The 18,694-nt window shown below is 44.1% G+C and carries 17 protein-coding genes; 5 read left to right on the plus strand and 12 right to left on the minus strand.

Annotated elements, in window-relative coordinates; translation table 11 throughout:
• The 8 genes from QT990_RS03315 to QT990_RS03350 all read right to left on the minus strand — a co-directional run.
• On the minus strand, positions 1-1,505 hold a 1,505-nt coding region (locus QT990_RS03315), incomplete at its 3' end, for a glycosyltransferase (protein WP_333464916.1).
• Between the two features lie 257 nt (positions 1,506-1,762).
• Positions 1,763-2,632, minus strand: a complete 870-nt coding sequence (locus QT990_RS03320) for a sulfotransferase family 2 domain-containing protein (RefSeq protein ID WP_333464917.1) — start codon at positions 2,630-2,632, stop codon at positions 1,763-1,765.
• Positions 2,633-2,700: 68 nt separating this feature from the next.
• On the minus strand, positions 2,701-3,906 hold the full coding sequence (locus QT990_RS03325) for a DegT/DnrJ/EryC1/StrS family aminotransferase (RefSeq protein ID WP_333464918.1): 1,206 nt from the start codon (positions 3,904-3,906) through the stop codon (positions 2,701-2,703).
• 39 nt (positions 3,907-3,945) lie between these two features.
• On the minus strand, positions 3,946-4,536 hold the full coding sequence (locus QT990_RS03330; protein WP_333464919.1) for an acyltransferase: 591 nt from the start codon (positions 4,534-4,536) through the stop codon (positions 3,946-3,948).
• Between the two features lie 17 nt (positions 4,537-4,553).
• Entirely contained in the window at positions 4,554-4,904 is a 351-nt protein-coding gene (locus tag QT990_RS03335; protein WP_333464920.1) for a glycosyltransferase family protein, read from the minus strand.
• A 229-nt stretch (positions 4,905-5,133) separates the two neighbouring features.
• Positions 5,134-5,961, minus strand: a complete 828-nt coding sequence (locus tag QT990_RS03340; protein ID WP_333464921.1) for a sulfotransferase family 2 domain-containing protein — start codon at positions 5,959-5,961, stop codon at positions 5,134-5,136.
• A 188-nt stretch (positions 5,962-6,149) separates the two neighbouring features.
• A complete protein-coding gene (locus QT990_RS03345; RefSeq protein ID WP_333464922.1) occupies positions 6,150-6,755 on the minus strand; it encodes a retropepsin-like aspartic protease in 606 nt (201 codons plus the stop codon).
• A 22-nt stretch (positions 6,756-6,777) separates the two neighbouring features.
• A complete protein-coding gene (locus QT990_RS03350; RefSeq protein ID WP_333464923.1) occupies positions 6,778-7,731 on the minus strand; it encodes a GDP-mannose 4,6-dehydratase in 954 nt (317 codons plus the stop codon).
• 39 nt (positions 7,732-7,770) lie between these two features.
• On the opposite strand from QT990_RS03350, the gene QT990_RS03355 reads away from it, so the two are divergent.
• Positions 7,771-7,941, plus strand: coding sequence for a hypothetical protein (locus QT990_RS03355; RefSeq protein WP_333464924.1), 171 nt, complete (start codon positions 7,771-7,773; stop codon positions 7,939-7,941).
• A 770-nt stretch (positions 7,942-8,711) separates the two neighbouring features.
• Here QT990_RS03355 and QT990_RS03360 read toward each other — a convergent pair.
• Positions 8,712-9,731, minus strand: coding sequence for a type I glyceraldehyde-3-phosphate dehydrogenase (locus QT990_RS03360; RefSeq protein ID WP_333144616.1), 1,020 nt, complete (start codon positions 9,729-9,731; stop codon positions 8,712-8,714).
• 191 nt (positions 9,732-9,922) lie between these two features.
• Positions 9,923-10,639 (minus strand): nicotinate (nicotinamide) nucleotide adenylyltransferase, encoded by a 717-nt coding sequence (gene nadD, locus QT990_RS03365; protein ID WP_333144615.1) that lies wholly within the window; start codon positions 10,637-10,639, stop codon positions 9,923-9,925.
• A gap of 620 nt (positions 10,640-11,259) precedes the next feature.
• Here nadD and murC point away from each other — a divergent pair.
• The 4 genes from murC to QT990_RS03385 all read left to right on the plus strand — a co-directional run bounded on the left by murC (position 11,260) and on the right by QT990_RS03385 (position 15,390).
• The gene (gene murC / locus QT990_RS03370) at positions 11,260-12,816 is read left to right on the plus strand and encodes a UDP-N-acetylmuramate--L-alanine ligase (RefSeq protein WP_333144614.1); all 1,557 of its coding nucleotides are present in this window, start codon (positions 11,260-11,262) and stop codon (positions 12,814-12,816) included.
• A 150-nt stretch (positions 12,817-12,966) separates the two neighbouring features.
• Positions 12,967-13,923 (plus strand): UDP-N-acetylmuramate dehydrogenase, encoded by a 957-nt coding sequence (gene murB / locus QT990_RS03375; protein WP_333144613.1) that lies wholly within the window; start codon positions 12,967-12,969, stop codon positions 13,921-13,923.
• Between the two features lie 417 nt (positions 13,924-14,340).
• The gene (locus QT990_RS03380) at positions 14,341-14,691 is read left to right on the plus strand and encodes a YbaB/EbfC family nucleoid-associated protein (protein ID WP_333144612.1); all 351 of its coding nucleotides are present in this window, start codon (positions 14,341-14,343) and stop codon (positions 14,689-14,691) included.
• A gap of 207 nt (positions 14,692-14,898) precedes the next feature.
• Positions 14,899-15,390 carry a low molecular weight protein-tyrosine-phosphatase gene (locus tag QT990_RS03385; RefSeq protein WP_333144611.1) on the plus strand — a complete coding sequence of 164 codons (492 nt, stop codon included), beginning with the start codon at positions 14,899-14,901 and terminating at the stop codon, positions 15,388-15,390.
• Positions 15,391-15,393: 3 nt separating this feature from the next.
• Here the strand turns inward: QT990_RS03385 and QT990_RS03390 are convergent, their stop codons facing one another.
• Positions 15,394-16,134 (minus strand): response regulator transcription factor, encoded by a 741-nt coding sequence (locus QT990_RS03390; protein ID WP_333144610.1) that lies wholly within the window; start codon positions 16,132-16,134, stop codon positions 15,394-15,396.
• Between the two features lie 518 nt (positions 16,135-16,652).
• On the minus strand, positions 16,653-18,251 hold the full coding sequence (locus QT990_RS03395) for a glucose-6-phosphate isomerase (RefSeq protein ID WP_333464925.1): 1,599 nt from the start codon (positions 18,249-18,251) through the stop codon (positions 16,653-16,655).
• Between the last annotated feature and the right edge of the window lie 443 nt (positions 18,252-18,694).

Below are 18,694 nucleotides of genomic sequence, written 5' to 3' on the forward strand. Positions count from 1 at the left end.
TCAGTTTGGCGGAGTTGAGTTTGTGACTGCTCTAACAAACTTAATAGTTGATTTTTTTCTTGATTAGCTTGGAACTCAACTTCCATCTGTTTTACTTGTGATTGTTGTAAAACATATTCTGTTTGTTGCAGTTGAACTGATAATTCTTTTAATATTTGTTCGGATTTTAGGCATTTTACCTGATAAAATTCCTTTTCTTCTTGTTGATTAAGGAATTGAGCTTGTGAGTTTTCTAAGTCGGAGCGCGTTTGTTCCGCTGTTTCTTGATATTCCTTCACCATAATTTCATTTTCTTGTACTCGCTGGTGATATTGTGCTAACAAAACTTCGCTTTGCTGCATCAACACTTCAGCCTGCTTTAATTCTGACTGAGATTGTGTTAATTCCGCTCGCGTTTGTTCTAATTCTGACTGAGATTGTGTTAATTCCGCTCGCGTTTGTTCTAATTCTGATTTTGTTTGGTTATAATCCGCTTGAATTGCTCTGGAATAAATTATACCAAAAATGTCTTGCTGAGTTGCTAAACCTGTTAAACTCTTAAAATCAAAGGAATATTTGTTTTTCAACTTTCCCGCTATTTCTGCATTACTGCACATCTGATAAAGCAGATCAAATCCAAAATATTTAAGTGCGGGATTCTCAATCTGTAGTGCCATTTTAGCGAGAAAAAACGGAACTAATTCTCTTTCAATTTCGCCAATGCTCGCCGAAACACCTACTTCGGGTATATTAGTCATCAAAGGGAATATTTTCAAGAATTCTTCAATCACCAAAGGATTTAGATAATTTCTCAAAACTTGACTAATTTCTAAAGTAGTTCGAGTTGCCACATCTGTTCTATTTCCACTGGCATTAGCTTCATTAATCAGTAGCCGGAATTTGGTTAGATTTTCTGGCAGGATATGAATATCATATCTCATACAAAGCCTAATCCAAAAATCCCAATCTGGCAACTGAGCGTATCTTTCATCATAAACTCCGGTGACTGCATAACATTGTTTACGAATCAAAACACTTGGATGACATAAGCAATTACCCGAAAAAAAGAAATGTTTTAACCATTGAAATCTATTTCGATTAGGTTGGATAAATACCTTTTTGTAAAAATGCTCTTGATCTGGGAAATCATTACTATTTTCATCCATAATCTGGGTATAAGTAAATACCGCCCCAATTTCTTGATGTTCATCTAAAAAACTAACCTGCTTTTCCAGTTTCTCTGGCAACCAAGCATCATCCGAATTAATGACAGCTATATATTCTCCCTTCGCTTCATTAATACAATTATTCATCGCCGCACAAGCACCCTGATTTTGCGGAAAGCAAAATAGCTTGATTCGCGGATCGTCAAATTTTTTAATTACATCGACGGTTCGATCGGGCGAGCCATCATCTGTAATAATAAATTCAAAATCTTGATAAGTTTGGTCGAGGACGCTTTGGATCGTCTCAGCGACAAATTTTTCGTGATTGTAGGAGGCCATGACTACTGATACTTTAGGCATAAGGAGCAATAACTTAAATGTGATTACTGTTTTTACTTTAGATCAAAGACGTCACACGGTCAAGTAATAATCAACAACTAGCTAAAAATGGTACATAGAGATATAATTATAGGAAAGCCATAATGCTGTCATCGGGATGAAAATATGTGGCTACTTGACTGATGTTAATATGAAAGTGACGGTGAGGTAGATCATGTGCAAATAACTAATTACAAAAATGAGAGGAATTTAAAAGTTACTAACACACATTATTAGGTTCAGATTAGTATGCCCAAACTATTAGTTTGAGAAGATAAAATAAATTTAGGTAATATTCTACGCTCTGCCCTTAACTCTAAAGCTAATCTATACAGTTCCATATCTTTCTGGTTAAGGGATATAATTTTACTGAGTAATCTCTTGTCATCTAATACCATTTTTATTCCCTGTTCGTACTCAGAGTGTTGATTTTTATTTTCTTGCCAAAGTTCAATATTAGACCAACCCAATAAGTTACTTAGATCAATAAAGTCACTGGTAAAAAATTCTTGAAGACCGACAAAACTATAAATATTAACTAGGTTATTTAGGTCAGATTTTAGAGCACAATGATGATACATAGAATTTTGCAAAAATTCAAATTCTATATATTCAGAAATTCCTAATTTTTCTTCAATTATACGCTGATTAAATTCACCTCCTGGTACTTGAGCCCATTCTTCTTGAGAAAACGAAGTAATAAAATAATACTCCGAAACTATCCTAGCGATAGGATTTCTCAGCCAGACTATTTTTTTTGCATCGGGAAACATACTTATCCATCGCCATGCGGTATGACCGTGAATAACTTTATGATTTGGCCTAATTTTCTCTAAACCTTGAAACAGATTCTCCCGGTCTACCGGTGTATACTCCAAGAAGCATCGATCTTCTCCATAAATTTTTTGTAGTACACCCCTCAAAAGTGACCCGGCTGTTTTGGGGATATGAACCGAGATTATTTCTATTGATAAGCTATCAGGAGAATGGTTTATCTCTTTTTCTGGCAATCCTAAACCTGCTTGAGATTCTTGAATATCAGAGCGATATCTATCTAACTCATCTTGTAGGTATGCTAATTTTTGTTTATACTTATCTAAATAACACATAGCAATTTTGAGATGGGGTACAATATGGAGGGAAGCTTCGGGGATAATAGGTTTCAGCCTTTTCTTTGTCAATCATAAGAAAGTTTTCTCTTAATTCTATCGACTTGACTAATCACTAATCGAATAATATTACAAATACCGTTAATATCTGTTCGATTGATTGTCGCACCGGTGGGCAGAATTAAAAGTATTTGAACCAGTTTTTCTGTTTCTGGTAAAAGTAAGCCCGAATGAGGAAAATATGACTTATAAGGTTCCATTTTATGACATCCCGGATAAAAATACCGCCTAGCTAAGATATTTTCGGCATGGAGAACTCTTAGCAGTAAATCCCGACTAATCTTAGTAAGACTTTCATCTATTTCTAACACAACGTATTGAAAATTACATCTTTCTGTTTCTGCGTAGGTAAATAATGAAACACCCGGAATACCGGCTAGTTGATGCTGATACTGCTTGTAATTGGCATAATTGATAGAGATAAAGTCATCGAGACTTTCCAGGGAGGTCAATCCCATTGCAGCCGAGACTTCGCTCATTTTACCATTAGTGCCGATGTAAACAACGTTATCATAACCAGCAAAACCAAAGTTTTTCATCAAACGTATTTTAGCAGCTAGTTCATCGTTATTAGTAACGATCGCGCCGCCCTCAAAGGTATTGAAAAATTTGGTAGCATGGAAACTGAAGACTTCCGCCTCACCAAAGTTCCCAATCATTTGTCCTTTGTAGGAGCAACCAAAGGCATGGGAAGCGTCAAACATCAACTTGAGGTTGTGTTTCCGAGCAATCTCGGTTAAGGCTTCAACATCACAAGGTTGCCCCCATACATGAACCCCAATAATACCACTGGTGCGAGGCGTAATCATTTCCTCGACTCGCCAAGGGTTGATGGTGTGGGTGCGAGGGTCTACATCGCAAAAAACAGGCGTTATCTCTTGCCATTGCAAGGCGTGAGCTGTAGCGATGAATGTGAAAGAAGGTACAATCACCTCACCACAAAGCCCTGCGGCTCTAATGGCAAGTTCCAGCGCTACTGTCCCGTTACAGGTGGCGATGCAATGCTTAACCCCTAGTAGGCTACTGATTCGCTGTTCCAATTCTTGCACATAAGGGCCGTTGTTGGTTAGCCATCTCCTGTCTAGCATATCATTGATCCGTTGAAGGAGGGACGCGCGATCGCCTATGTTGGGCCTTCCCACATGGAGTGGCTCGTTAAATGCTGGCTTACCGCCAAATATAGCTAAGTCTTCTAAGTTAGATTTTGTCATCATTGAGCGTCTTAAGTTTTTAATAGCACTAAATTTAAAATTTTAACGCTGATTTTTTGGGATGTAATTACCTCTAGCATCATATAATTCTTGACGCAACTGAGCTTCTAACTCTAAGATTTTATTTTGAGGACGAGTCTTAATCGCCTTAGCTGGAGAACCAAAATATGTTTTCCAAGGTTCGCAATCTTTTGTTACTAAAGAATTAGCACCAATAGCAGCACCTTCGCCAATAACAACTCCTGGTAAAATCACCGTATTCGCACCGATAATTGCGTGTTTTTTAATATGAACGTAGGATCGAGTTGCTAGCCGATAAGGATAAGGTACAGAGGGATTAGTTAAGCAACCACCCGAATAGTTTTCATTACCTGTATAAACTCTAACTCCTCCTGATAACCCAGTAAAATCTTCCATCACTAACTCGCCCCCACCAGTAATTGAGGTAAACGAAGCGATGTGAACAAAACTACCAATTTTGGTACTTTTGCCACCCATGATAAATACAAAATCGTCAATAATTACGGAGTCACCTATAGTAATAACTTCAGGGGATATAATTTTAGCTTCTGGCCAAATAATCACATCTTGACCGACTTGTGCTAATTCTAATTTGGAGGCTTGATTTGTCATAAAGGTTAATTATTTTTCTACTTGAGAGAAGATTTTGTACCCATGCACTCAGAGATTACGAGTAATCTTGGATTCATTTGATAATCAATGTTGAAAACCCGTTGGAATGCTAATTGTCCTTGCTTGGGCAAATTAGACAATTTATCATAATTTTGCCAAAAATATTCTATCGTTTCACATATTTCTTGAACACTTAAACTAATTATAACAATTTCTTCTCGATCTTTAAAGGCAACGTTAAGATTGAGACAATCAGTACAAAATAATGCTACACCTGACAAGGCCGCTTCAGCACAAGCTCCTGTGGGAAACCCATCGAAGGCACCAGGAATAATATCTGGCCTATTCGGAGATAATATCAAATCCATGCCTGAATAAAAATTAGAAAAAAAATCGGTTGTTTTTTGACCATAAAAAGTTATCTGGTTTTCTAATCCGCTAACATCTATGTCAGTGGGTTCACGTCCACCAACAAGATGAAAATGAAAATCATCATGTGAATTTATGAGTATAAGATGATACTTCTAATTCGGATTTAATTTTTTCTAGCCATATTTGAGACTTTTTCAACTCAGCGCGGATTTTTTGCAAGTCCATTTAATATTGCCTCCTTGTTTCTCTTAGTTTCAATGCCAGTTCATAGAGGTGCATATCTTCCTTATTTAAAAGGGATATTTTTTCTATTAGCTTACGATCGTTCATCAAAGTTGACAAGTGATCCTGGTAGTTAGGATATTTATTGTCATTAACTCTTTGCGATGTAAAATCAGGCCATTTCATTAAATGTTTCAACTCAATTATATCTTCATTAAGATATTCGTGAATACCAACAAAATCAAACTCGCTCAACTCTCGACCTCTACAATAGTAATTAGAGATTTGGTTTTGCATCGCAGGTAATTCAACAAAATCATAGATATCTAGGTTGAACTCTGCTATGGATTTATTAATTCGATCATTCGCCCATGTTGCCGGTTCACCCAAAATGAAATAGTATGTTGAGATTATCCTTTTAATAGGATTTCTTAGCCAGACTATCCTTTTGGCTTTGGGAAAGTATCCTTCATACTTGGCAATCGGAAAATGACCATGTATTGCTTTGATATTTGCACTAATCAAATTATTTATCAATTCTGATTTAGCTTGAGGAATTGTCTTAAGTACATGAAAGAGCACTGCGTGTATCTGCTCTTTATAGTCATTGAATAAGTCTTTTTCATATACTTGCTGGAGAACGGAGTTGAAAAAAGAACCCGCTGTTTTGGGGACATGAACAGAGATTATTTCTACTGATGATTTAGGTATCTTTAGGAGTGAATATTGTGTTTCTTGCTGAGAAACCTTTAATTCTGCTTGAACTTGTTGCAACCAAGAGCGCGATCGCTCCAAATCAGCTTTAATTTTTTCTAATTTTTCCGTATTCATCTAAAAAATGACCAGTCTAAACTTTGCCAATATCAATATCACCTCAAAGATTATACCACAAAGAGCGAAAGGTTATACCACAAAGAGCGATCCCGCTGCAACAAAAAAGTTTTCTCATTGAATTGGATATATTTGCTTTAACCCTACTGAATAAAAATTCACTTAAACTCGATCGAGGTACTTCACTGTCATCGCAGCTTAAAAACAATCATCTCCTCAGCCTGTTTAAATTCTATATCAAACAAATCAAAAACTACTTCCCTCCCCAAAACTATTTCCTCACAAAAATCAGTTTGCGCCCAAGCCACAGGCGCAGTAAAATTATGACCATCCAGCTCTATTTCAATATCTCGTAACAGATATTCAATACTGCCGCCAACTCCCTCAGCTTTACTGATAATCTCTCCAGTAGTTCTACTCAAACCCAAATCTTCACCAAGCTGCTTAGTAATTAAGCTGAGTTCGGCTCCAGAATCCACCAGCATTTCGACTCTTGCGGAGTTTTGAGCTTTTAGATGCAGTTCATATCTTGGCTGCCAATCATGAGCCTTTAATGCCCTCATTCTAACAGGATAAAACCTGACTGGTTCAACAAACTCGCTTTCATATATACGACCGATTACATAACTTAAATTAGGCACATCAGTCGGAATCGCATCCTTCATCTTTCGATAATCGTGATCGCAACTAATCACCCCTCGGTTAGTATAAGCGATCCACTGACCCCGATATTTCTTCAACTCTCGGCGATTGGCTTTATACCACTCCTTAGCTGTCGTATATTCTCCTTCCATATTTTCACCCCATACTTTTCCCTCAAACCATCCTCGCTTCCACCATCATCCGCACCACATCAGGCATCTTATACTTCGCCTCCCACCCTAACTTTTGCTTCGCCTTAGCCGGATTTCCCCTCCCCACAGCAATATCCGTCGGTCTGTATAGACTCGCATCCGTTACCAAATGTTCCTGCCAATCCAAACCCGCAGCAACAAACGCTGTCTGCACAAACTCCTCCAAAGGATAACTTACACCCGTGGCAATTACATAATCGTCCGGTTCTTCCTGCTGCAACATCAAATACATCGCCTCCACATATTCCGGCGCCCAACCCCAGTCCCGCTGCACTGAAATATTTCCCAAATGCAGTTTTTCGGAACTACCCGCAGCAATTCGGCACACAACAGATACAATTTTTTGGGTGACGAACCTCTCCGGCCGCAGCGACGACTCGTGATTGAACAGAATACCAGAACACGCAAACAAATTGTACGCTTCCCGATAATTCGCTACTTCCCAAAATGCTGTTGCTTTTGCCACGGCGTAAGGACTTCTGGGGCGAAAGGGCGTATTTTCATCCGCTGGATTGCCTCGGGTATCCCCAAAACATTCGCTAGAACTGGCGTTGTAAAGTTTGATTTTTCCGCCTGTAAACCTAATTGCTTCTAAGAGATTCAATGTGCCTGTGGCAATGCTTTCGAGGGTTTCTACGGGCTGTTCAAAAGACAGACCGACGGAACTTTGACCTGCTAGATTGTACACTTCGTCGGGCTCTATTTTAGCAAGCACTTGCAAAACGCTGCGAAAATCGTTAAGAGACATGGATTCTAGTTTTACTCTGTCTCGGATGCCCAAACGGGCCAGGTTTCCGAAACTAGAAATTTGGGCGTCCCTGGAGGTGCCACAAACTTCATAACCTCGATCGAGCAACAGTTTAGCTAAATAAGCTCCGTCCTGACCTGATATACCGCTAATTAACGCTTTTTTCATATCACATTTTGCTTTAAAAACTACACCGTAGCTGTTGCTATGGGAGCATCTCACCTTTGCAGCCCTCCGCTAGAAATTGGAGTTTTGAGGCAGGAGGCAGAAGGAAAGAGGAAGAAGGAAAGAGGAAGAAGGAAAGAGGAAGAAGGAAAGAGGAAGAAGGAAGGAGCCAGAAGAAGGAAGGAGCCAGAAGAAGTATTTTTACAAATATGAGATGCTACCGTTGCTATTTTTCCAGGTTTTTAACTTTTATAGTCGGAATTTTTATTTTTTTAATATTTGGGATTTTCCCAGGATTTACCAGAGCAAGTTTAAGCGGTTACTACAAACAAACAACAAATTTATCATCAAGCAGACCCGAAAGCCCGATCGAAGTATTATTGCAAAAAGTTCGATGATCGATAGCTGGGAGTAGCAGCATAAGGATATCCTAGGGACACCGCACTGCCGTCTCCCACGGATATCGGGTAGGGACACCGCACTGCCCATAGGTGTCAACTTAACGTACCACCGATAGTCCGACAGGGGGCGTTGCTGAATACAGGTATGAATGGAAGATTTCCCAATTGCTATAAGCCCTCGGAGGCTGAGCTTTGTAACATCAAGCGAAAAGTTGCTTCATACCGTGAATCAGCAACGCCCGACAGGGGTTGAAACCCCTGCCTCAAAGCTAAAGTCCTCTGAAGAGGACTAAAAAACTCATTAGTCCTCTTCAGAGGACTTTAGCTATTAGACAGGGAATTCATTCCCTGGCGGACTAACGGGTGGGCGGGAGGACTGGTGGACAAAAAGCTTAAGTTAACACCATTGCCCACTGCCGTCTCCCTACCATATTTCATTTTGTACTCGCCAACTATCGACTGCCAAAAGTCTCTAGCGCTCGAAAACAGAAATAACCAGTCAGCTAGAAATCGACTCAAAAGTACAAAATATCAGCATTTTTTACCTTCTGCCGAATGACTAATACCTTCTGCCTTCGGGTACTAGGCTTCCCAACGTTCGGCGACCAATTCAGCCAAGTCAACCACCCGCTGACTGTAGCCCCACTCATTGTCGTACCAAGCCAAAACCTTTACCATGTCGCCATCCATCACCAGCGTTAAGCTGGAATCCAGAATCGAAGAAGCATCACTTCCGCGATAGTCGCATGAAACTAAAGGCAAATCGTTGTACTCTAAAATCCCTTTCATCGAGCCAGAGGCAGCTTCTTTGAACACTTGATTTACTTGCTCGGTAAAAGTCTTTTTCTCTACCTGAGCCACAAAATCAACTACCGACACATTGGGAGTCGGGACGCGCATGGCAATACCGTTTAACTTGCCCTTCAATTCTGGAATCACCAAAGCCACAGCTTGGGCTGCTCCGGTAGAAGTCGGCACAATATTCATTGCTGCCGCCCGGGCCCGCCGCAAGTCGCGGTGGCTGGCATCCAGCAAGCGCTGGTCCCCAGTATAGCTGTGGGTAGTGGTCATCATGCCTTTGACGATGCCAAAATTTTCGTGCAGCACTTTCAGTACAGGAGCTAGACAGTTGGTAGTACAGCTAGCATTGCTGATGACAGTGTAGTCACTGTGCTTGTAGTTGTGGTGGTTGACTCCCATCACATAAGTGCCAACTTCAGAACCCTTGCCTGGAGCGGTAATTAGCACTTTTTTAGCGCCGGCAGTGATATGCTTCGATGCACCAGCTTGGTCAACGAAGACGCCGGTCGCTTCAATAATCAGATCAATACCCCAATCTTTCCAAGGCAAGTTTAGCGGGTTGCGATCGCTCACGCATTTAACTGTCTTCCCATTTAGGGTAATGGAATTTTCATCCGCACTGATGTCCACATTCTTCAACGTTCCCATCATGGAATCGTATCTGAGCAAGTGAGCATTACTTCTGGGATCGGAAGTGTCATTAATAGCTACCAACTCTAGCTGGCTGTTTTCTCTGCCCAGCCAGCAGCGCGCAAAACTGCGCCCGATACGTCCAAAACCATTGATCGCGACTCGAATCACTTTAGTACCTCCTAATGATGGCAGCCCCTAGCTCAGGCTTAAATTTTGGAAAAATTTAAGAATTGACTTATGAGACAAGATCATATCGCAAAGGTTGATCCTTTATAACTTTTTGTGTCGATCAAAAAAGCTTGAACTTTTCTAGAAGGCTGAAATTGCAAGGCAGAAGGCATTAGGCTTTCTGCAGCTGGTTACTGGTAAAGCTGATGGGCTGCAATATAAGTCCCGACAACTTCCGGGACTAAGTAGCGGAGGTCGATCCTTTCGGCGCAGCAGCGGCGGATGTGGCTCGACGAAATCTCGATCGCAGCCATCGAAAGCACATCCCAGCGCATTTCCACGTCCAAAAGAGCCATTTGTTCGGCAACTCGTCGGCCCACAGCAGTCGCCTGAACCTGCATCCTGTCCCCCCCGAAATCGAGGGGTTTTCCACCCGGACAATCTCCCCACTCGGACAGTCCCCCAATCTCCCCGGTTTCTGCTGTCACTCGATCTCCGTGACTCGGACGTGGGGCCACCAACCAGTCGCACAACCCGGCAATTTCGGCGCATCGGTGCCATTTGGGAAGAGTAAGGAGTGCGTCACTACCAATAATCCAGTACCAGCGATGATCGCCAGGATACAATTTTTGCAAATACAGCAGGGTGTCGATCGCAAAACAACTGCCTCTGGGATTTGCCGACCGCGGCGAAATTACGAAGTCTGGGCGATCGCCGATCGCCAAAGCCAGCATTTCCCGCCGCCGCTCAAAACTTGCCAAATCCGGGCGCTCTTTGTGAGGAGGAGAGCGATCCGGTACCCAAATGACTCGATCGAGAGCAAATTGACTCGCAGCCGTCTCGGCTACCAACACGTGACCCCAGTGAACCGGGTCAAAAGTCCCCCCCAAAATCGCTATTTTCCCCATATTTCCCCAAAATCAGGATTAGTAGAGACATCGCGCCAATTTTATGTTTATACACTTTTAACCGTAAACTCTATCGCTTTTCGACTTATTCGACTAACTGCATAACTTGGTATATATACAATTAAGTGAGAATACATATTATCTATAGTTGAGTTGCGATCGTGTCAATCTCTGACTTTCAAGAAAAAATAACCGTAGGAGTAGATAAATGACTACAAAATGAGCGAAATTTTGTTGTTCGTGGTAGTGTTTGTAAATCCTTATGGGTTTTACCCTCAATCTTGGTAGAAAGGTTGTGGGGCTTTTGCTGCCGTATCCCAGCACAGCAGGCGGATAGAAATAGAAAGAATGCAGGAGTATGCAACCACCCAAAATTAGTCTATTGGCACAGGCCCCAGACCCCGTTTTCTCTTACCTGCAATTTTCGAGCTGTGACTGTTCCGGAAAACTACTCGGTACTAAGTCATATAGGATACAAGACAAACATCTCTACAAGTCCCTCAAATCTAGGGACGCGCAGAGAATTTTGTACAAAATCTCTAGCGAACTGTATCCTGAAAAAACAATTCTTGATATGATATCGCGTGTTATTGGCGTGGTGTGGTGTGTGAGGAGCAAAGATGCCGAGTTCTGTTGATTTTAGCGGTAGACCATTTCATTTCATCGGCATTGGTGGGATTGGGATGTCAGCCCTTGCCTACATTCTAGCTAAACGCAAGTTGCCTGTGTACGGCTCCGACATTAAATCGAGTCACATAACCGAGCGCTTGCAAGGAATGGGAGCTCATATTTTTTGGAGTCAAGACGCCAGCAATTTTGAACTATTTCAAACGGCCCTTAACGGTAGCAGTCCCGACTGCGGGCAACAGGAAAGGGCAGTATCCTCGATAGTCGCGGGTACGGTAGGGACTTCTGTCGCGACAGCCAAAGCTGTCCAATTGAACGGCAACGGTTCAAGCGCCCAAGCAATTGCGGGATTGCCTCAAGTAGTATGTTCGACGGCTATTCACCCAGCCAATGCCGAATATCGAGCTGCTTTAGATTTGGGCTGTCCGATTTTTCATCGATCGGATGTGTTGGCAGCGTTAATTCAAGATTACCAAAGCATAGCCGTAGCCGGGACTCATGGCAAAACTACTACTAGCAGCTTAATCGGGTTCATGCTGATGGCTGCGGGTCTAGACCCGACCATCGTAGTAGGAGGCGAGGTAAATGCTTGGGAAGGCAATGCCCGTTTGGGGGAAGGCCCCTACTTAGTGGCCGAGGCTGATGAATCCGACGGTTCTCTCGTTAAGCTAGTAGCCAAAATTGGCATAGTAACGAACGTGGAACTGGATCATCCAGACCATTACGATACCCTTGACCAGGTAATAGACACTTTTAAGGTGTTTGCCCAAAACTGTCAAACCTTGGTGGGCTGCATTGACGACCAAATCGTCAAAGACTGCCTTGGGCCTCATGTCAGTTATAGCTTGCAGCCGGACAGCGGTGCTGACTACACGGCTTCGGGCGTGGAGTACGGGGCAGAAAGCACCAAGGCTCGGATTTGGGAGCGAGGAGTTTTCCTGGGGGAAATGGAGTTGAAGTTGCTCGGCACACACAATCTCAGCAATGCACTAGCTGCGGTAGCAGTAGGCCGATTGTTGGGGTTAGAGTTTTCGGCGATTGCCAAAGCGATTGCTGGCTTTGAAGGAGCTCGCCGCCGTTTTGAGGTGCGGGGCTTTCACAATGACATCCTGTTTGTGGACGACTACGCCCACCATCCTAGCGAAATTCGTGTCACCTTGGCGGCGGCTCGCTTGCGTATCGAAGGTAGCGAAAAAAATTCCAAATCCCGAAGAGTGGTTGCAATTTTTCAACCCCACCGTTACAGCCGAACTCTGACATTTTTGCCAGAATTTGCTCAATCTTTTGGGGATGCTGATTTGGTTGTGGCTTGCGATATTTATAGTGCTGGGGAACCGAATTTAGGAGAGATTAGCGGGCAGCAGGTTGCTGATTTGATTGCGAAAGAAGGCCGAGAGGTTGAGTTTGCGCCTTCCCTGGAGTCAGTCACTAAGTTTTTAACCAAAAATCTGCAACCGGGGGATTTGGCTCTGTTTTTGGGCGCTGGTAATCTGAATCAGATTATTCCAGAGGTGATGGCTTTTTATCAACAAGCCGATCGCCCCGATTAGCTCGCGAACTGAGTAGAGTCGATCGACATTATGGCGTTGCACGTTGGGCCGAAACTTCTGTCGGACGGCTCGCTCAAAGGGGCGACATAAGTTAGCTAAATGGATTTTAAACCACGTCTTCGAGCGAAGGTATTTTTAAGGATTTTCAAGATGGTGACTATCTCGAATGACTCCTCTGTTAAGGACAATCGGCGAGTGTATTCTCCTATTTCTTTGCGGGGAACTGATTGCAAGATTAACTCCCAAGTTTCGCTGGCGGGCCTGACTTCCTTCCGAGTCGGTGGCCCTGCCGAGTGGTACGTTGCTCCCCGCAGTATGGAGGCTTTGCAAGCGAGTTTTGCTTGGGCTGATTCTGAAGGGGTGCCTGTGACTCTGCTGGGTGCCGGTTCTAATTTGTTGGTGAGCGATCGGGGTTTGTCCGGTTTGGTCGTCGGCACTCGCTACCTGAAACAGGTGAATTTTAACCCAGAAACAGGTCAAGTTACAGCGGGGGCGGGGGAGTCAATTCCCCGCCTTGCTTGGTTGGCGGCTAAACGGGGCTGGAAAGGTCTAGAATGGGCAGTCGGCATACCGGGCAGCGTGGGAGGGGCTGTGGTGATGAATGCAGGCGCTCACAGAGGCTGTACTGCTGATATTCTGGTCAACGCTCGCGTCCTATCCCCTGGTGGCAAGGTGGAAATTCTGACTCCCCAAGAGTTGGAGTACCGCTACCGGACTTCGGTGCTGCAAGGGGGCGATCGGCTAGTAACAGAAGCGACTTTCCAGTTACAGCCGGGGTTCGACCGATCGCAAGTAATGGCAGAAACTAATGACCATTTCAGCCAGCGGCGGACAACTCAACCTTACCACTTACCGAGCTGTGGCTCAGTCTTCCGTAACCCCGGCCCCAAGACTGCCGGTTGGTTCATCGAACAAGCGGGACTGAAGGGATATCAGATCGGCGGCGCACAAGTAGCGCAGCGCCATGCTAATTTTATTCTTAACTGCGGGTCGGCAACGGCCAATGATATTTTTCAAGTGATCCGCCACGTTCAACAGCAAGTCGAGCAGCGGTGGTCGCTGTTGTTGGAGCCAGAAGTTAGAATACTGGGAGAGTTTCCCTTCTAAGGCATCATTGAAGTAATACGGAAACGGCAGACTGCCAGCCCACACACCATCACAAAGTAGTTGTCAAGAACCTCAGCCCTGACGGCATGAGGCTTGAAAGAGAAATCTAACAAGCCATCTTGACCCGCCTTGCGTCTTAACTGACTACGTTTTTTGAGTCACGACACCGGGCGAATGCGAAGCTAGTTCCCTGCTCTGTCGCTAGTAGTTAAACAGTTCTAAGGTCACTGGAACAGTGCTGCTAGCCCGCGCAAGCTCAGAAAACATTGGCAAAGCTAACTTTACCCCAGAAATGGGAGATTGAGGACAACCATATCCTCACGGGGGGGGCAACCATACCCCCCTACCCCGCAAGGGGATTAAAATTAAATGTAAAGCCGTCCTGTAAGGACGGGGTTTCAGACCCGAGGAATTTTGATGACAAAATCAGGACAGGGATTTGGCTTCGGCCTGGGCAAAATGAAAGAACTGACTGAAGCTTTCAAAAAAGCTCAGCAGGTTCAAGAAGGAGCTAAAAAGCTCCAAGAAGAGTTGGATGTCATGGAAATTGAGGGAACTGCCGGCGGCGGCTTGGTCAAGGTTTTTCTTAGCGGCAACCAAGAACCCCGCCGCGTGGAAATCTCACCGGATGCCCTCGGTGAAGGTGCTGATGTGGTTTCTGAACTCGTCACGGTGGCGATGCAGGAGGCTTACGCTAAGTCTACGATGACGATGCGGGAGAAAATGGAAGAACTCACCGGTGGACTAAATCTCCCCGGTTTCGGTTAGTCATTAGTCATCAGTCATTAGTCATCAGTCATTAGTCATTAGTCAATGGTGATGGATGTTTAATAACGGCTTGATAGCTAATGACTGGTTGATTGGTATGAAGCAGGAAACCTTGGTAATTGGAATGAAAAATATTCTTGCCTCTTCCTTCCAATTACCAATTACCAATTACCAATTACCAATTACTCAATACCAATTACTAATTTAATGTCTTATAAATTATTGTTTGTCTGTCTCGGCAACATCTGCCGATCGCCCTCAGCAGAAAATATTATGAATCACTTAATTGAACAAGCTGGTTTGGGCGATCGCATCACCTGCGATTCGGCTGGAACTGCTAGCTATCACGTTGGCAGCCCCCCTGACAGGCGGATGGCATTGGCGGCGAGGAAGCGAGACATTGAATTGCTAGGCGAAGCCCGCCAATTTACCAGGAAAGATTTTGAAAATTTTGATTTGATTCTGGCTATGGATCGGGACAATTATCGCAATATTCTTGCCCTGGATGCGGCTGGAAAGTATAAAGATAAAGTGCGACTGATGTGCGATTTTTGCCAGAAATACGACCTTAAAGAAGTGCCAGATCCTTACTACGGTGGCCCGGAGGGATTCGATCGAGTAATTGATTTGCTGCTGGACGCTCAAGCGGGTTTGTTGGAGTATGTTATAAATCAGGAAAAATTAAGAATTACCAATTAACAATTACCAATTACCGACTAAATGGTGTTCCATCGCAAAACGAACGAGTTCTGCACGGTTGTTGCTGTCGGTTTTTCTGAACAAGCTGCTGACGTGCTTTTCGACAGTTCGAGGACTCAGGTGGAGTCGATCGCCTATTTGAATATTAGAAAGACCTTCTGTGAGCAAATCTAGCACTTCTCGCTCTCGCTGAGTCAAACTCGGAGAATTTGGGCTGGGAGAGGGGCGTGAAGCGGAGCTATCCCGTAGGGAATCGCCTGTGTTTGGCTTGTGAGTTAAAAAATCCGCTTCTGGCTGGCTGTTGGCTCTGCTGCGTGCCTCTGTTGGCGTCGGTTCAGGTTTTGGGGAATGAGACGGTGCCTGAGCGATTAGGGCGTAGCGATCGAGCAAAGAGCGAATTACCGCCCCCAACTCTGGGAGTTCAAAAGGCTTAGCCAGATAATTGTCGCACCCCATCTGATAGCCGCGAATCCGTTCCTGCGTGCTCGTGCGTTCCGTCAAAAAAATCACCGGCAGCAAGCGAAAAGCGGGACGAGTCCGAACTCGGCGCACGAATTCGTAGCCATCCATCTCGGGCATTGTAATGTCCGTAACAATCAAGTGGGGCTGAAATTCCTCTACCAAGCCTAAAGCTTCTTTGCCGTTCTCAGCAGGGATTACAGAGTATCCGGTAATTTCCAGATAATCGGTAATCGACAAGCGAGTCGCGAAATCGTCGTCAGCAACCAGAATGGTCAAGGGCATGAGGGGAATTTAAAAATTAAACATTAAAAATTAAAAGTGAAATTAGTCACTTTTAATTTTTAATTCTACTGTTTAATTCTGTTTTTGACACTCCCTGACCTAAAGGACAGGGATTCTTAATTCAGCGACTGACCTTAAAATGTTGCGTCCTTTCGGCAATACTCAAACTTTTTAACCGTAGAAAGCCTACCAATTAACGAGCCCGATTCGCAGTCACCCGCCTAGGGTCTATCTCCAAAAGCGTACTAGGATATTCACCTAGAGTTCGGGTATGCCCTACCCTACTTAACAAGACTAAATAGTTTGTTTCTCTGGTTAAAGGAACTGTGTTAAGCCCCTAGCTGTTTATAGAGTTTTCGCCGCTCTTTGTCCCCCGGTTTACGCGCCAAAGTGTGTCGTTAACTGTTTTTATACACGATGGCGAAGGAGTTTAACCTTGACTACTCTAGTATACTAGAAATTGCCTCACTTTTAGGAAGGGATTTAAGAAATTAAAGCCGTCCTAGAAGGACAGGGTTTTAGACCCCATTTCGTTGATAACTTGCTGTTAAAGTAGCAGGCTGCCCTAATGTTCCCTCCAAAGCTACGCCGCGCCCGTTTGCTGCCAAATGCCGCAGAGTTTTGTAAATTGTCTCGATTTGCTCTGGCTTTCCTGCTTTTTTGGCTAGTTCTGCTACAGACAGAGGTTGTTGGGCGTCTTTGAGCACTTGCAGTACCCGTTGCTGCAAGTCCAATACAGCAGCGGCTGCTTTTTTGCCTGCTTCAACCCCTGGCTGGTGATAGGCATTGACATTCACCAAGGAACCGTAAAAACCTACGGCTCTTTCGTAGAGGGCGATTAATGCTCCTACTGTCTCCGGGTTGACTTGGGGAATTGTGACAGTAATCGAATCTCGGTGATTTTCGTACAAAGCTTGTCGAGTTCCCTGCAACAAACCAGACAAATAATCTCCCGAAGTTACGCCGGTTTCTACTTCTGGGGAAATGCCTTGCCTGTCTTGCAAAACTTCGATAAATGTTAGGAAGAAATTCGGCACGCCGTCTCGCAGTTGCTGGACGTAGGCGTGTTGGTCGGTGCTGCCTTTGTTGCCGTAAACTGCGATACCTTGATGAACTGTATTGCCGTCTAAATCTTCCTGTTTGCCTAGAGATTCCATGACTAATTGCTGCAAGTAGCGGCTGAACAATAGCAGTGAATCTTTATACGGCAAAACTACCATATCTTTCTCGCCACGTCCGTTGCAAGCAAAATACCAGGACATTGCTAACAAGGCGGCGGGATTATTTTTAATGTCGGGAATTCTGGTAGCTTCGTCCATGACTTTAGCACCATCGAGCATCGCCTGAATGTCGATGCCTTGCAAAGCTGCTGGCAAAAGTCCTACTGCTGACAGTTCCGAAGTGCGCCCTCCCACCCAGTCGGCCATCGGGAAGCTGTCAATCCAGCCTTCGGATTTGGCTAATTTGTCTAGTTTGCTGTCTGTTCCAGTGATGGCAATTGCTTGTTTGGCAAAATCCAGTTTTTGGGCGGCGAAGGCTTTTTGAACTTCGATCATGCCGTTGCGGGGTTCGGGGGTGCCGCCGGATTTGGAGATTGTAATTACTAGGGTGCTGGCGAGTTTGTCTTTAATTTTGTTAAGGATGCGATCGATCCCAGCCGGATCTGTGTTGTCGATAAAATGTATTGCTAGGGGCGGAATGTCTGGGGATAAAGCTTCGGCGACAAATTGGGGGCCCAGGGCCGAACCACCGATGCCGATCGAAATTATGTCGGTAAATTGCGGAGCAAATGGCGGTTTAATATCGCGGTTTTGAACTTTCTTGACAAATGCTTCGACTTGTGCTATGCCTTCGACTATTTCTTGTTTTAATTCTGGAGTGGGAGCTAAATCAGGGTTTCGCAGCCAGTAGTGGCCCACCATCCGGTTTTCGTCGGGATTGGCGATCGCACCTGCTTCCAAGGCTGCCATGTCTTTGAAAGCTTTGTCAAATTTGGGCTTGAGTTCTGCTGCGAAAGCGTCGTCGAATCCCATGCGGCTGATATCGAGGTAAAGTCCCAATCCAGAGTGATAGTAAAGCCAGTCTTGATAGCGTTGCCAGAGTGCTGCGGCGTCCATAGGAATTCTCTACAATTTTTTTAATGTTCGATCGGGGTCGTCAGGAATCCACCAATTGTAGTTTAAAACGATCTGATGTACGGCTTTTGCAGAATCCTAATAAATTTAAGCATTAATCGTCTGAAGGCAGCCGGAGCCGAAGGCAGGCAGAGCATTCGGCAGAATTAAACAATAAAAATATGACTTGGGCAACAGTCTTAGTAGGTAGATCCCCCATTAATGGCCACACCCCATAGATAGATCGAAGTGGCACAGAGATTTAAGTGTAGTCGGGGTTGGGCTTTGGGCCCTGGTTTCACAATATTCAAATTCGGGCGATCGGGAGGTGTAAAATAGGCATTGCGGTCAGGTTAAATATACTTTTAGCTGTCACTCAATAATCGGCTAAAAATATAGTTAACAACAGTCAACTATCTGAAGTGTAGTATAATATACAGATATTA

It is taken from the genome of Microcoleus sp. T3_B1 (assembly GCF_036700445.1).
Lineage (GTDB): Bacteria > Cyanobacteriota > Cyanobacteriia > Cyanobacteriales > Microcoleaceae > Microcoleus.

Excerpts from the sequence above, each read along its gene's own strand:
- QT990_RS03355 (WP_333464924.1), top strand. The coding sequence starts at position 7,771 with ATGGGAGCATCTCACCTTTGCAGCCCTCCGCTAGAAATTGGAGTTTTG.
- QT990_RS03380 (WP_333144612.1), top strand. The coding sequence starts at position 14,341 with ATGACAAAATCAGGACAGGGATTTGGCTTCGGCCTGGGCAAAATGAAA.
- QT990_RS03320 (WP_333464917.1), bottom strand. The coding sequence starts at position 2,632 with ATGTGTTATTTAGATAAGTATAAACAAAAATTAGCATACCTACAAGAT.
- murB (WP_333144613.1), top strand. The coding sequence starts at position 12,967 with ATGGTGACTATCTCGAATGACTCCTCTGTTAAGGACAATCGGCGAGTG.
- QT990_RS03395 (WP_333464925.1), bottom strand. The coding sequence starts at position 18,251 with ATGGACGCCGCAGCACTCTGGCAACGCTATCAAGACTGGCTTTACTAT.
- QT990_RS03385 (WP_333144611.1), top strand. The coding sequence starts at position 14,899 with ATGTCTTATAAATTATTGTTTGTCTGTCTCGGCAACATCTGCCGATCG.
- QT990_RS03335 (WP_333464920.1), bottom strand. The coding sequence starts at position 4,904 with ATGGATTTGATATTATCTCCGAATAGGCCAGATATTATTCCTGGTGCC.
- QT990_RS03330 (WP_333464919.1), bottom strand. The coding sequence starts at position 4,536 with ATGACAAATCAAGCCTCCAAATTAGAATTAGCACAAGTCGGTCAAGAT.
- QT990_RS03390 (WP_333144610.1), bottom strand. The coding sequence starts at position 16,134 with ATGCCCTTGACCATTCTGGTTGCTGACGACGATTTCGCGACTCGCTTG.
- QT990_RS03345 (WP_333464922.1), bottom strand. The coding sequence starts at position 6,755 with ATGGAAGGAGAATATACGACAGCTAAGGAGTGGTATAAAGCCAATCGC.
- QT990_RS03340 (WP_333464921.1), bottom strand. The coding sequence starts at position 5,961 with ATGAATACGGAAAAATTAGAAAAAATTAAAGCTGATTTGGAGCGATCG.
- QT990_RS03350 (WP_333464923.1), bottom strand. The coding sequence starts at position 7,731 with ATGAAAAAAGCGTTAATTAGCGGTATATCAGGTCAGGACGGAGCTTAT.
- QT990_RS03325 (WP_333464918.1), bottom strand. The coding sequence starts at position 3,906 with ATGATGACAAAATCTAACTTAGAAGACTTAGCTATATTTGGCGGTAAG.
- nadD (WP_333144615.1), bottom strand. The coding sequence starts at position 10,639 with ATGGGGAAAATAGCGATTTTGGGGGGGACTTTTGACCCGGTTCACTGG.
- murC (WP_333144614.1), top strand. The coding sequence starts at position 11,260 with ATGCCGAGTTCTGTTGATTTTAGCGGTAGACCATTTCATTTCATCGGC.